We start from the raw sequence: 14,199 nt of genomic DNA on the forward strand, positions 1-14,199 counted from the left end.
GAGTGCATGCCCCCAGGAGACAAGACATGACCGACCTTTCCGCCGAGTTCAAGGCACTGGCCCAGTACCGCCCGACCCACAAGGTGCGCTTCGTCACCGCCGCCAGCCTGTTCGACGGCCATGACGCCGCGATCAACATCATGCGGCGCATCCTGCAGGGCATGGGCGCCGAGGTGATCCACCTGGGCCACAACCGCTCGGTCGACGAGGTGGTGACCGCTGCGCTGCAGGAAGACGTGCAGGGCATCGCCGTCAGCAGCTACCAGGGTGGGCACAACGAGTACTTCAGCTACATGGTCGAACTGCTGAAGGCGCGGGGGGGTGAGCACATCCAGGTCTTCGGCGGCGGCGGCGGGGTGATCGTGCCCGAGGAGATCAAGATGCTGGCCGGCCACGGCGTGCGCATCTTCAGCCCCGAGGACGGCCAGCGCATGGGTCTGGCCGGCATGATCGGCGAGATGGTGATGCGCGCCGACCGCGACCTGACCGGCCATGCACCCACCACCCTGGCCGCCATCCAGGGCCACGGCGAAGCGGCCTGGCGTTGCCTGGCGCAATTGATCACCGCGCTGGAAAACGGCAAGGCCTCGGCAGCACTCGTCACCGAATTGCATGCCGCCGCCAAACTGGCCAAGGCCCCGGTGCTGGGCATCACCGGCACCGGCGGCGCCGGCAAGAGCAGCCTGACCGACGAGCTGATCCGTCGCATCCGGCTGGACCAGGACGACGCGCTGCGCATCGCCGTGATCAGCATCGACCCCAGCCGGCGCAAGAGCGGCGGCGCGCTGCTGGGCGACCGCATCCGCATGAACGCCACGGGCCCCTGGCAGAACGGGCAGCGGGTCTACGTGCGCTCGCTGGCCACGCGCGACACCGGCAGCGAGATCAGCGCCGCCCTGCCCGACGTGCTGGCCGCCGCCAAGGTGGCGGGCTTCGACCTGGTCATCGTCGAGACCTCGGGCATCGGCCAGGGTGACGCGGCGATCGTGCCGCTGGTCGACGTGCCGATGTACGTGATGACGCCCGAGTTCGGCGCGGCCAGCCAGCTCGAGAAGATCGACATGCTCGACTTCGCCGAGTTCGTTGCGATCAACAAGTTCGACCGCAAGGGCGCGGCCGACGCGCTGCGCGACGTGGCCAAGCAGGTGCAGCGCAACCGCAATGCCTTCAACGTCCTGCCCGACCAGATGCCGGTGTTCGGCACCATGGCCAGCCGCTTCAACGACGACGGCGTGACCGCGCTGTACCAGGCGATCAAGGCACGGCTGATCGAGCGCGGCCTGAAGCTGCACGACGGCCGCCTGCCGCTGGTGAACACGAAGCACAGCACGCACCAGACGCCGGTGGTGCCGGCCTCGCGCACGCGCTACCTGGCCGAGATCAGCGACAGCGTGCGCGGCTACAAGGCCCGCGTGCGGGCGCAGGCGAAGCTGGCGCGGGAACTGCAGCAGCTGCGCTCGACAGCGGTGATGCTGGCGGCCGACGACGCCTCGAAGGATGGCGCGAAGAACACCGTGCTGCGCCTGGCCGACGAGCGCGCCACGCGCCAGGACCCGGCGGCGAAGAAGCTGCTCGACCAATGGCCCGAGATGCAGCGCGCCTATGCCGGCGACGAGTACGTGGTGAAGATCCGCGACAAGGAGATCCGCACCAACCTGGTCCACACCACGCTGTCAGGCAACAAGATCCGCAAGGTGGCGCTGCCGGGCTTCGAATGCCATGGCGAGTTGCTGAAGTGGCTGATGCTGGACAACGTGCCGGGCAGCTTCCCCTACACCGCCGGCACCTTCGCCTTCAAGCGCGAGGGCGAGGACCCGACGCGCATGTTCGCGGGTGAAGGCGACGCCTTCCGCACCAACCGGCGCTTCAAGCTGGTGAGCGAGGGCCTGCCGGCCAAGCGGCTGTCGACCGCCTTCGACTCGGTCACGCTGTACGGCAACGACCCCGACCGCCGGCCCGACATCTACGGCAAGGTGGGCAACTCGGGCGTGTCCATCGCCACGCTGGACGACCTGAAGGTGCTGTATTCGGGCTTCGACCTGTGCGATGCGGCCACCAGCGTCAGCATGACGATCAACGGGCCGGCGCCCAGCATCCTGGCGATGTTCATGAACGCGGCGATCGACCAGCAGATCGAGAAGTTCACCCAGCAGAACGGGCGCGCGCCCACCGACACCGAGATCGCCAAGATCCGCGAATGGGCGCAAGCCAATGTGCGCGGCACGGTGCAGGCCGACATCCTGAAGGAAGACCAGGGCCAGAACACCTGCATCTTCAGCACCGAGTTCAGCCTGAAGGTGATGGGCGACATCGCCGAGTACTTCGTGCACCACAACGTGCGCAACTTCTATTCCGTGTCGATCAGCGGCTATCACATCGCCGAGGCCGGCGCCAACCCGATCAGCCAGCTGGCCTTCACGCTGAGCAACGGCTTCACCTTCGTGGAGGCGTATCTGGCGCGCGGCATGCACATCGATGACTTCGCGCCCAACCTGAGCTTCTTCTTCTCCAACGGCATGGACCCGGAATACTGCGTGCTGGGCCGGGTGGCGCGCCGCATCTGGGCGGTGGCGATGCGCGACAAGTACGGCGCCAACGAACGCAGCCAGAAGCTGAAGTACCACGTGCAGACCAGCGGCCGCAGCCTGCACGCGCAGGAAATCCAGTTCAACGACATCCGCACCACGCTGCAGGCGCTGATCGCGGTCTACGACAACTGCAACAGCCTGCACACGAATGCCTTCGACGAGGCCATCACCACGCCCACCGAAGACAGCGTGCGCCGCGCCATGGCCATCCAGCTGATCATCAACCGCGAGTGGGGCCTGGCGAAGAACGAGAACCCCAACCAGGGCGCGTTCATCATCGACGAGCTGACCGAGCTGGTGGAAGAGGCGGTGCTGGCCGAGTTCGAGAAGATCGCCGACCGGGGTGGTGTGCTGGGCGCGATGGAGACCGGCTACCAGCGCGGCAAGATCCAGGAAGAGTCGATGCACTACGAGATGCTCAAGCACACCGGCGAGTACCCGATCATCGGCGTCAACACCTTCCGCAACCCGCACGAAGACCCGAACCCGAAGCAGATCGAGCTGGCGCGCAGCACGACCGAGGAGAAGGAATCACAGCTGGCCCGGCTGGCCGATTTCCACGCCCGCCATGCGGCCGAATCAGCGGCCATGCTGAAGAGCCTGCAGCAGGCGGTGATCGACAACCAGAACGTGTTCAACGTGCTGATGGATGCGGTGCGTTGCTGCAGCCTGGGGCAGATCACCAACGCGCTGTTCGAGGTGGGCGGGCAGTACCGGCGCAGCATGTAGAACCGCTGCCGGACGGCCGGCGCAGCGGGCTCAGCGAGCCGGGAACAGGTGGCGCCAGGCCAGCACCAGCGGGCCAGGGTGCTGCAGCTTGAACACCTTCTTGGCGTGCTCGGGCACGTGCCAGACGGCCTTCGTGCCGGCGTGGAAGACAGCGGTGTGACCCGGGTCGAGCACGAAGCGCCGGCCCAGGTATTCCACCTCGACCCGACCTTCGAGCAGGTGCACCGTCTCGTCGAGACCGAAGGTCCATTCGAAGGTCGTCGGGCCGTCACAGGCCCACAGACCGGTGATGCTGCGTCCGTCCGCCGAGCGGGCGGTCTCCACCGCCCTGAAATTGGGGGTGCCCGATTTCACCCATGACGGGTCGACGTTGAAGGCCGCCATCGGACGGTGCTGCGTCCCGGACGAGGGAGGCGCCGCCTGCTGCAGGTAGTGCCACGCATCCCACAGCACGGCGGCCGTCAGCGCGATGACCGCACCGATGACCATGGCGACAAGATTCTTCAGGTGCGGCTGCTGCATGTGCGGATTCTAGGAACGGGCCCGTGGCAGACGAAGCGCCGAGCAGGCCGGCTTTTGCACGCCTGTTGTGCCCGAGCGGGCACCGCCAACGCCATCGCACGCGCCATCAGGCCTTCCTGCCCCCCCAGAATCGACCGACGGCACGCATGCGACGCTTGTCCTCGGTGCTGACGTAGACCGTCGTGGTCGCCAGCGAGGCATGCCCCAGGTTCTGCTGGGCGATCTCGATGGGCATGCCTGCGGCGATCGCGTGGCTGGCGTGCGAATGGCGCAGCCAGTGGGTGCTGGCGCGGGCCAGGCGATCGGCACCACGCGTGTCGCCCCGGGCCTGCAGCACCGCGGCGCAGTCGGTGAAGAAGGCCTTGATCTGGTCGTACAGCGTGCTGGCCGCGATGCCCTGGCGGGGATCGGCAGGCGAGCACCCCCTCAGCCCCGGCGCCCGCTCGGCGATGTCGCTGGCCTGGCCCAGCAGATGAGCCCCCCGGTTGCTCGCATGCTCGGGGTCGGCGTCCAGCCCCCTGGACAACAGGTAGGCCGAGAGCTGGCCGATGACCTCGGCGGGCACCGGCACCTGGCGCAGCTTGCGCCCCTTGCCCACCACCCGCAGCACCCAGCCCTCGAGCGGCTCGTCATCGTCGAGGTCGGGCGGATACTCGACCCAGCTCAGGTCGTCGACGGTGGCCGCCGTCACCTCCGACAGGCGCAGCCCGGTCGCATAGAGCAGGTGCACGGCCAAGCCCAGCCGCCGCTGGGCGGACGTGCCGGATCGCTGCTCGAGCCGCTCGCGCACGAAGTGCCACTGCGCCACCGTCAGGCTGCGCCCGGCGTTCAGGCTCGGCGCGCCGGCGCGGGGCACCCCGACCGCGGACCAGGGGTTGCCCATCAGGTAGTTCTGGTCGACCAGGAATCCGTAGAGGTTCTTCAGGATGGTCAGCGCCTGACGCTGCGCCGAGGCCGACAGCGGCCCCTCGAACGGCCGCCACAGCGGCGACCAGCGTTCGCGCGAGCGCTCGCCGCACCAGCGGCTGCGGGGCTGGGGATCGGCCAGGAAGTCGCGGAACTCGAGGCAGTCCTCATGGTTCATCGACGACAGCGCCTTGCCCTTGTGCACGATCGCCCAGAGCAGGAAACGCTCGGCCTCCTTGCGGTAGGCCCGCTGGGTGCTGGACAGGCAGCGCAGCCAGTCATCGTCCTGTGCCACCCCGGCGTCGCGCTGGCGCCGGCCCGCCTGGAGCCGCGCCTTCTGCTCCGGGCTCAGGCCGTGCTTGGAACGCAGCCACGCCAGGATGGCCTGGTGATCGTTGTCCGCGCGCAGCAGGCACTGCGCCTGCGGACGGCGGTAGAGCCCCTGGCGCCCGTCGAGCGCGGCCGGCACGATGAACTTCTCCAGCGGCAGGATCGCCGTGGCCGGGGCGACCACCGCCGCGAGCTCGTGCGTGTAGAGCTGACGGCGAGCCAGATCGACATGCGGCCCGACGGCCAGGCCGAGGCTGGCCTCGTGGCGACGCAGCCAGTCCAGGATGCGCCGGGCCTTGCCCTGCCCGATGGCGGCGATGCCCGCATGCCAGCCCCGCCCCACGCCGTTGATGCGCTCGATCAACTGGGCCAGCGTGAACAGGTCGACCGCCTCGAGGCGGCGGGCCAGCGCCGGATGCAGCCAGGCGGCCACCGCGTCACCGGCAGCCGGTGGACGGGCCACCAGATCCTCCAGCCAGCGCAGCGCCTCGAGCTGCCGGGCAATCAAGCGACCCCGACGCTGCAGGCGCTGGGACAGCCGGCCGTACCGCTGCTGGTAGGCGGCGACCTGCTCGGCCTGGGACTGATCCTCGAAGCCATGCTCGTGCGCGAACTCCTCGAGATCGGGCAGGCGCTGGGCCGGCTCGGTCAGCGTCGCCACGTCGATGCGCACCAGCCGGGCCGTGCCAGGGCGATCCTCGCGCCGGGCCGCGGCCGCGAACTCGTCGCGGATCCAGGCGATGGTCGAGCGCACCAGACGCTGGTCGGTGGCCTCGCCTTCGACGCCCAGGTAACGCTCCCAGCTGTGCCGCAGGTCCAGGCCCTGCACGACCGCCCGCATGAACGCGAAATGATCGGCGCCGAGCTTGCGCGCCCGCGGATCGGCCCGCCGGAGTGGGGCAACCCCGTCAGCGCTGCCCATGGAAAAGTCCTGTCGCATCAGTCACCTGGCCGATTGTGGTGCACGCAAGTCCGATTTGTCGATGATTTTTCAGCCGCATGATAAGGATAGTAATCATGCACATGAAAGCACTCCAAATTCTGCTCGAACAACCCGTGGGAGCCAGGAAAGACCGGCAGGCTTCACCACCGCTCGCGGCATGCTCAGACCCTGTCGCCCGACGTGAGGACCGATCGTGAACAGTGGGGCCGGATTCGACGGTCATCCCCGATCCACCGGAGATTGGCGCTCAGCATCCGGCATGGGGCCCACACGGCGGCGCCCGACGGGGCGCACCCGGGTCTGCATCAAACGGGCTGTCCGCCATTGGCGCCTGCGGCCTCGCGCCCTCCCCGGCAACGCGCGGCTCTGGTGCAAGACCCGGGGCCACACGACGCTCGAATGGCGAGCCCGGCGGCCCGACGCACTGACTGCGTGGAAGTCCTCGTCCCTTGCAGACCACGCACACGAAGATCCGCTGGAGGGGGATGCGCCTGATCTCTCCTGGTGGACACTCGCCGAAGGCCAGCGCCGATTCTCATCGCGGCAGACACCGCAGCCCCCGGGACACCAGAAGGCAAGCCGGCGACATGGCCGACCGGTGACCTCGAACGGCAGCACTCGCTCGTCGCCAGGACGGCTGGCGTAGCCTCACCCAGCTTTTCGCCCAAGGGAGAAGGAGTACCGGTCCCTGCCCATTCACCAGTTCCAGGGCGAGCGCAGGCCATCGCCATGCCGTTCTGTCAGCGTTCCCGGGAACAGGACCAGACAGAATCTCGGCAACATCCGCGGGACCAGCCACAGCCAAGACATGGCCGATCCGGCACCGGCCCCTCTGAGCGTCGCCCACGGGCTCACGACACTGATCGCTCAGCCGGCCGACTCACCCGATGCAGGGCCGGCTTCTGCGGTTCATGCCACGGCGAGAAGCTCTGGATGTGCGACGATCCGAGGCAAGTCCGAGGCGTGACAGTCGATCAGCAGCACCAAAGTCTGCACACCATCTCTGGGCAGCGGAAGTCCATCACCGCCGCCACGATGAATGCGTGCGACGGAAAGACCCCCCGCGCAAGCTCCGGCAGCTCTTCCCTGGTGCAGGATGGTGAAGCTCTGCCGATGGCTTCGCGCTGGCGCTCAGGGCGATCGTGTTGCGTTCATTCGCAGCCAGGTTCATGCGACAACGCCGGGCCCGGAGCGCTTCACGGTGCTTGATTCGAAGGACGGTCACTCAGGTCTTCGAAGCACAAGCGCAGGAGGCCGTCCACCGCACGGCCAACAAGGTGGCCGAGCCCGCTGAGGACAGTTCACCGCCATGCGCCTGCCCACGGTTTCCGCAACGCCAGGACTGCCGACCCTCGTGAGCCACGTGCATCGGCAGGGGTGGAACCGTTCCACCCCTGCCCACCCTCCACCGCGGTCCATCGATGTTCTGGAGACAAAAAAAGGGGGTGGAACGGTTCCACCCCCTTGCTGCGAACAAGCTCCGAGCTGATCGGAGCTGAAGATCAAGGCTGAGGTTTCTGGAGCATCCGGATGAAATCTTCCATCGCCCGCCCGAGTCGAGGCAGGCTCTCACCCGGCACCACACCCGCATCGATGCTCACGGTGATGGCGCCCTTGGGCGTCATCTCGATCACGCCGACGGCCAGTCCATCGACCTCGAGCCTGCAGGTCGGCAGGGGGTGGAACGGTTCCACCCCCTTCGTGCCCGCCTGGCTCAGTTGCTCGAAGACGGCCTTGGCCGTGACCTTGCCTTTCTGCTTCGCCAGATCCCTGGCGCGTTGCAAGACAACCTCCGGATGCGCGGAATATGCGTCCGCCAGTGGCTTGGCCCAGCGGAACTGCAGGTCCAGCGGAGACGGGAAGGCGTTCACCAGCGCCTCGGGCAGATCGGCCAGCGCGAGGGCCTTGCCCAGCGCACTCAGGTCGACGCCGATGGCCTCCGCCAGGCGGCGATTGGAGGGGAACAGGCCCTGCTTGAGGGCTCGGCGGTACATGACCCCCTGCTCCCAGGCCGACAGATCCTTGCGGGCCCGATTCTCGCGGTCCATCTCGACGAAGAGCGTGCGGTCATCCAGGTTCTCGACCACGGCCAGGACCGGCAGGCCCAGCTCCAGGCAGGCCTGGTGGCGCCGGTGACCGAACACGATCTCGTAGGACGCTGGTGCGTCCTGGGCGGCCGCGATGGCCCGCACCTTGATGGGCTGCACGTTGCCGCCCGCACTGGCGATCTCGGACTTGAGCTGCTGGAACTCGGCCGTCGAGAAGCTCAACTCATGCCGATTGGCAAACCGGCTGCGGATGACCAGGTGGGGATCGATGGAGCGTGTCGCCTTCGCGCCTTCCCACTGCTGCAGGTCTCCCAGCGCATCACCGAGCTGGTTCTTCAGGCTGGCCGCCTCGGCCGCCCGCAGGCGCAGTTCCTCGTTCTCCTTGAGCAGTTCCGAGCGGGCATCGTTGGCGTAGGCCATCATCGCCCCCGGTGCCGTCTTGGGGCGTGGTGCGGCTTCGGCCACGGGTGTCGCCTCGACGCCCGGCATGCCGGGCAGGCCGCTGAAGTTGAGCCGTGCAGCCTTCACGGACAGCTTGTTCTCTCTCGTTGCCATCTCAGCCTCCGAACTGCTCGACCTGGTTGGCCCACACCGCCTCGATCTGCTGCTCGATCAGCTCGCACATCCGGTCGTAGGCATCCCGTGCACGAGCGAAGGTCCTGGCGTTCATCGAACCCCGCGGCAGGTCGTAGACGGTGCCGAATTCGGCCGCCGCGGTGGCGGTCACGGCCGTCTTCGGGATCTCGATGGGCAGCACCTTCTCGGTGTAGCCCTCGAGCACCCATTGCCGGACGACCGAGCTGGCCGCATCCGTCGATTCGACGCGTGACAGCAGCACGTCGATGAACTCGAAGGTCTTGTCCTGTCCGCGGCTGCGGATCAGCTGGTTGCACAGGTCGCTGAAGAGATCCCAGAACTGGGCGGAGCTGGCGAAATCCAGCGCCGACGGTGGCAAGGGCATCAGCACACCGTCGGCGGCCATCAGCGCATTGATGGTCACGTAGGACAGCGCTGGAGGGGTGTCGATGACGATCACGTCGTAATCGGCTCGAGCCTGGTCCAGCCCGCGGTCCAGGCAGCGCCAGAACTCGAAACCCGGATCCTTGGTCTGGCGAGCGGGCAGGGCGAACTCGGCGCCGAACAGCAGCGGAGCCGCGCAGACCAGGTCGATGCCCGGCCAGTAGCTCTTGCGCACGGCATAGCTCAGGTCATCATGTTCACCCGCGAACAGCAGCATGGCCGTGTCCTCCTGCTCGACCTCGGCGTCGGGCAGCACGCCGAACAGCGTCGTCGCCGACCCCTGCGGGTCGAGGTCGAGCAGCAGCACCTTGTGGCCACGCATCGACAAGCCCTGCGCCAGCGTCACGGCCGAGGTGGTCTTGGCCACCCCACCCTTGAAGTTGGCCACGGTGATCGTGATGGCGGCAGTGTTGGCCGGGCGCAGATGGGCGCTGCGGAACTCCCTGACCCACACCTGGGCATCGGCCATGCTCCATTCCCGTCGGTTGCCCGACATCGTGCCTTCAGGAAGATCACCCCGAGTCAGTCGATAGGAGATCTTGCTCTTGTCGACATTGCACAGCGCTGCCAGCTGTGCGGCGCTGACGGCGGGGGCGCACTTGGTGGCCGAGGGTGGCAGCATGGCTTCCCGGATCTGTCCCATCATGGCAGCGATCCGGGCGGCCTGCAGTTCGATGTCTGCCAGTGACTGTCGTTTGATGGGGGCTCTGGTCGTGCGCAGTGGGTCGCTCATGAGGTGTCTGGTCCTGGTTCCGTCCGCTCCGTCTGGCGGACAACAATTGATTATCAGCCGAGTCGACAGAAAATCGCACAACTTCAGATGAAGCGTCTGTCTTGATGCGCTTCTGTGCGGCTTCAGGCTCCTGTTCTTGTCTTCTTTCAAGCTTCCCGTGGAGATTCAAGAAGAACTTAAATACATTAAAGAGATTAAGCCTTGTGGATAACGTTCAAATTTCATTGAAAATCAAAGGCTTGCGCTTTTTGCGACGGAACTTTCGTCCAGCTTCTACCCGCTTGCGTCCCTGATCTAACCGCATCCGTCCATGTCTTGCCCGGAAGGTGTCCGGCTGCTACCCGGTGGTCCCGGCGGCCCGGTCTATCGGGGCTGTGGAGGCTGTGGACAAGCCAGGTGATCGGATTTTCGAGAACTGACCATGTTTTACCCGGGTAATTCATGCGATGGCCAGGGGGCAGATGCATCGATCTGTCCATGATCTACCCGGTGCTGCCAGGCGACTTCGCTCCATCTGTCCACCTTCTAACCGGTCCTCTCGGCAGAGGAGGGGCGAAATGTCCAGCTTCTGCCCGGTCTTGCAGTCGAAACTCGAGTGGAATTGCGTCCAATCGTCGACGGACATATCATCGGACATGGACAAAAAAGAGATGTCGCTCGACGGGGGAGGGCCGCTGGCGGACCCTTCGTCGGGTGAAGGCACCGAGCTGCGCAAGCCGCACGAGATGATCGTGCTGGTCCCGAAATCGAAGCGCGTGACGCTGACGGGGCGCCGCCTCTACAACGCCTTGCTGCAGGTGGCGCAGTCGCGCCTGATCGCGATGGAGGCGATGCCCCCGGCCGATTTCCTGTTCGAGGCCCCGCTGCCCGCGCTGCTGCGCACCACCGGCTCCAGTGGCGAGGATCGCACCGCCGCCAAACGTTATCTGCGCGAGATGCGCGGCCTGGAGGTGGACTGGGAGACCACCGCGCCCGGGGACGGCATGAAGTGGCGCGACTTCTCGATGCTCTCCGAGGTGGCCATCGAGGTGCGGCGAGGCGAGAACTGGGTGTCCTGGTCCTACCCGCCCACCATCATGGCCGCGCTGCGCGAGCCCGCCCGCTGGGCCAGCATCGATCTGGCGATCCTGGCCCGGCTGGGCACCTATGCCGCGGTCGCGCTCTACGAGATCTGTGCACGCTACCGCCACAACCCGTCCGGCCTGACCAGCCGCAAGCCGGTGCAGTGGTGGGCGGATGCCCTGAGCCAGGCGCCCCGGGGCGCGGAGCGTCGTGAATGGCGCAAGTTCAAGTCCGAGCGGGTCAAGGACGCGATCGAGGAGATCAACCGCGAGACCGACCTGGAGGTCGAGCTGATCGAGCACAAGCAGGGTCGCGCGGTCACCGAGGCCCAGTTCGCGGTGCGCTTCAAGCGGCAGGCCCTGCGCCACAAGCCTCAGGACGACGGTCCGGTCGATGCCAATCTGGTGCTGCGCGGCGAGTCGCTCGGCATCCGCGAGGTGCGGCTCGAAGGACTGATCAGCGAGTTCGGCGAGGCGAGGGTGCGCGAGAAGATCGACGCGCTGGAGCGTCGTGCGGCCAACAGCAAGCTCAGGAGCATCGACAACGCCTACTCCTACCTGCGGTCGCTGCTGCGCAACGACGACGTGCCGGTCGAGCTCGAGAGTCCCCCCGAGGTCGGTCCGGTCGTGGCGCCGGCGCCGCGGGTCCAGATCGGAGGGCTGGCCATGCCGCAGCCGCAGCCAGCTTCATCCGACACCACCTGGCTCAATGCCAGGATCGCCTCGATCAAGGCCGAGATCATGGCCATGGAGGCGCCGCGACGTCAGCAGTGGGTCGACCTGGCGGTGGCGGAGCTGGCGGCCAGGAAGCTGCTCAGCGCGGTCGTCGCCCGGCGCATCGCCCAGGGCGACGTGCTGCACGGCGTGCTGGGTTCGGTGATGGTGCGCCTCTATGCGCTGGACCGTCATGGTGATCAGTGGGATCAGCCGGCCGCCCTGGCTCCGGCCTGATCAGCCTGGCGTCAGCCCGGCCTCGAAATCCTCCAGCGTCGCCGGTCGGCCGAACAGGTAGCCCTGGAAGTGCCGGCAGCCGCTGTCGACCAGGAAGGCTCGCTGCTCGTCGGTCTCCACGCCCTCGGCGATGACCGCCAGCCCCAGGCTGCGGCCCAGCGCGATGACGGTGCGCACGATGGCCGCTTCGCTCGTGTCGCGCGTGACGTCGCGCACGAAGGACTGGTCGATCTTCAGCTGGTCGAGCGGCATGTTCTTCAGGTAGGCCAGCGACGAGAAGCCGGTGCCGAAGTCGTCCAGCGAGAAGCTGACCCCGCGTGCGCGCAGGGCGCTCATCCTGGCGACCACCCCGTCCATGTCGGTGGCCAGGATGCTCTCGGTCATCTCCAGCTTGAGCCGGCTCGGATCGGCCCCGGTGCGCTCCAGGGTGTCGAGCACCTGACCGACGAAATCGGGCTGGCTGAACTCCCGGGTGCTGACGTTGATGGCCAGCATCAGGTGCCGGCAGTGCGGCAGGTCCTGCCAGCGCCGGATCTGCCGGCAGGCGGTCTCCAGCACCCATTGCCCGATGGGGATGATCAGTCCGGTTTCTTCGGCCAGCGGGATGAAGCGGGCCGGAGACACCATGCCCATGCCCGGATGTCGCCACCGGACCAGCGCCTCGGCACCGAGCACCTGCCCCTGGTCGTCGACCTGCTTCTGGTACATCAGCACCAGTTCGTCCGGAATGGCCCGGCGCAGCTGCTGCTCCAGCTGGACCCGCTGCTCGAGCAGCGCCTGCATGCTGCTGTCGAAGAAGCGCACGCGGTTGCGGCCGGCCCGCTTGGCCTCGAACATGGCCATGTCGGCCCGCTTGAGCAGTTCGGCGGCATCGGTGTCCTGCTCGCCGAACAGGCAGATGCCGATCGAGGCCTTGCAGGGGTAGAGCTCGTTGCCCAGCGTCACGGGCTCCTGGATGCGCTGCAGCGCCTGCTGCGCCAGTTCACCGGCCACCGCCTCGGCCTCCTCGCGGTGGGCGCTCAGGCCCTTGAGCAGCAGCACGAACTCGTCGCTGCCCAGTCGTGCCAGCGTGTCGTCCGGGCGGATGAGGCTGGCGAGCCGGCTGGCGATCTCCATCAGCAGCTGGTCACCGATGTCGTGGCCGCGGGTGTCGTTGAGCAGGCTGAAGTGGTCGATGTTGACCAGCAGGACGGCGCCCCGCTGGCGGGTGCCCAGCGCGTGCAGCAGGCGGTCGCGCAGCTGACGCCGGTTGGCCAGGCCGGTCAGCACGTCATGGAAGGCCAGCTGGTGCATCACCTGACCCAGCACGCCGGTCTCGTCCTGCGGCTTGCCGCCCGGGAGGGCTGGCTGGGCGCCGCGCAGGCTGCGGTGGGCCCGGGCGATCTCGGCCAGCGCGACGATGGGGCGCACCACCCGGCCCGAGATCAGCCAGGTGATGCCGGCGAAGGCCATGGCCACGATCACGCTGAAGAGCAGCATCAGGCGGCGATTCCAGGCGATGGACTCGAAGGTGTGGCGCGTCTCCTCGCGCACGATCACGGTCCAGGCCAGGTCTTCGACCGCGGCCTTCGTGCGGACCCGGGCCCGGGCCGAGAAGTGGGTGCCTGACGCGCCCTGCCGCTCCAGTGCCGCGAGGTCGGTCGAGGTCTCGTGGCGGGGCTTGTACAGCCAGATCCCTTCCTTGCTGGCGATCAGCACCTCGATGGAGGCGGTGTTGCCCAGGTCCATCGAGGTGGTCCGGATGATGTCCTGCACCCAGTTCCAGTAGAGGTGCGCGCCCAGCACGCCGCGGGCTTCGCCTCGGGGGCCGCGGATCGGTACGGCGACGTCCACGAAGCGGGGTGGCTCACCGTCCGGGCCCATGTGCAGATGGCTGGCCAGCAGCTTGGCGTCGTGCGGGTCTCCCAGGTAGATGCCTTGCAGGCCATGGGCGAACCAGGGGCGAGACGAGATGTCCTTGCCTTCCAGCAGGCCGCGACTGGCGGCGAGCACCTGTCCGGAGCGTCCGGTCAGGCCGATCCAGGCATAGGCCGGCTGGCGCTTCTGCAGGCCGTCGAGCAGCGGGCGCACCTGCTCGGGATCGCTCAGGCCTGTGCTCGACAGCAGGTCGGCCATCAGCGAGATCTCCTGCTGGCGGTTGTCGAGGTCCTCGACCAGGGTGCGCGCGATCTTGTGGGCCGTCACCTGCAGCGTGCGCTGCGCGCCTTCCTGGATGCCGACCTCCCAGCGCCACTCCATGAAGGCGGTCAGCAGCAGCCCGAACACGATGCCGCTGGCGCCCATGGCCAGCGAGAACCGTCCGCGCACGCTGCGGAAGGGGGACAGTCGGGACAGGAAGAGGAACCGCATGGTCAACCGAGGTTATAGA

7 protein-coding genes are annotated in these 14,199 nt (G+C 67.4%); 2 read left to right on the plus strand and 5 right to left on the minus strand.

What is annotated here, in order from left to right:
* Window positions 1-26 precede the first annotated feature (26 nt).
* Window positions 27-3,317 (plus strand): fused isobutyryl-CoA mutase/GTPase IcmF, encoded by a 3,291-nt coding sequence (icmF, locus tag C7444_RS05860; protein WP_110399904.1) that lies wholly within the window; start codon window positions 27-29, stop codon window positions 3,315-3,317.
* A gap of 30 nt (window positions 3,318-3,347) precedes the next feature.
* Here the strand turns inward: icmF and C7444_RS05865 are convergent, their stop codons facing one another.
* From C7444_RS05865 to C7444_RS05880, 4 genes are all read right to left on the minus strand, one after another.
* Window positions 3,348-3,839, minus strand: coding sequence for a cupin domain-containing protein (locus C7444_RS05865; protein ID WP_110399905.1), 492 nt, complete (start codon window positions 3,837-3,839; stop codon window positions 3,348-3,350).
* Window positions 3,840-3,945: 106 nt separating this feature from the next.
* Window positions 3,946-5,997, minus strand: a complete 2,052-nt coding sequence (locus C7444_RS05870) for a phage integrase family protein (RefSeq protein ID WP_110399906.1) — start codon at window positions 5,995-5,997, stop codon at window positions 3,946-3,948.
* Window positions 5,998-7,520: 1,523 nt separating this feature from the next.
* Window positions 7,521-8,621: a ParB/RepB/Spo0J family partition protein gene (locus tag C7444_RS05875; protein ID WP_110399907.1), complete on the minus strand. Its 1,101-nt coding sequence runs from the start codon at window positions 8,619-8,621 to the stop codon at window positions 7,521-7,523.
* A gap of 1 nt (window position 8,622) precedes the next feature.
* Window positions 8,623-9,732: a ParA family protein gene (locus C7444_RS05880; protein ID WP_110400050.1), complete on the minus strand. Its 1,110-nt coding sequence runs from the start codon at window positions 9,730-9,732 to the stop codon at window positions 8,623-8,625.
* A 722-nt stretch (window positions 9,733-10,454) separates the two neighbouring features.
* Between C7444_RS05880 and C7444_RS05885 the strand changes: the two genes are divergently transcribed.
* Window positions 10,455-11,831, plus strand: a complete 1,377-nt coding sequence (locus C7444_RS05885) for a replication initiation protein (protein ID WP_170130646.1) — start codon at window positions 10,455-10,457, stop codon at window positions 11,829-11,831.
* Here the strand turns inward: C7444_RS05885 and C7444_RS05890 are convergent, their stop codons facing one another.
* Window positions 11,832-14,180, minus strand: coding sequence for a putative bifunctional diguanylate cyclase/phosphodiesterase (locus C7444_RS05890; RefSeq protein WP_110399909.1), 2,349 nt, complete (start codon window positions 14,178-14,180; stop codon window positions 11,832-11,834).
* Between the last annotated feature and the right edge of the window lie 19 nt (window positions 14,181-14,199).

Source organism: Sphaerotilus hippei (genome assembly GCF_003201595.1).
GTDB lineage: Bacteria > Pseudomonadota > Gammaproteobacteria > Burkholderiales > Burkholderiaceae_C > Sphaerotilus > Sphaerotilus hippei.

Bases quoted from the DNA above. Each gene is read 5' to 3' on its own strand.
- C7444_RS05885 (WP_170130646.1), top strand. From the start codon at position 10,455: ATGGACAAAAAAGAGATGTCGCTCGACGGGGGAGGGCCGCTGGCGGAC.
- icmF (WP_110399904.1), top strand. From the start codon at position 27: ATGACCGACCTTTCCGCCGAGTTCAAGGCACTGGCCCAGTACCGCCCG.
- C7444_RS05890 (WP_110399909.1), bottom strand. From the start codon at position 14,180: ATGCGGTTCCTCTTCCTGTCCCGACTGTCCCCCTTCCGCAGCGTGCGC.
- C7444_RS05880 (WP_110400050.1), bottom strand. From the start codon at position 9,732: ATGATGGGACAGATCCGGGAAGCCATGCTGCCACCCTCGGCCACCAAG.
- C7444_RS05870 (WP_110399906.1), bottom strand. From the start codon at position 5,997: ATGGGCAGCGCTGACGGGGTTGCCCCACTCCGGCGGGCCGATCCGCGG.
- C7444_RS05865 (WP_110399905.1), bottom strand. From the start codon at position 3,839: ATGCAGCAGCCGCACCTGAAGAATCTTGTCGCCATGGTCATCGGTGCG.
- C7444_RS05875 (WP_110399907.1), bottom strand. From the start codon at position 8,621: ATGGCAACGAGAGAGAACAAGCTGTCCGTGAAGGCTGCACGGCTCAAC.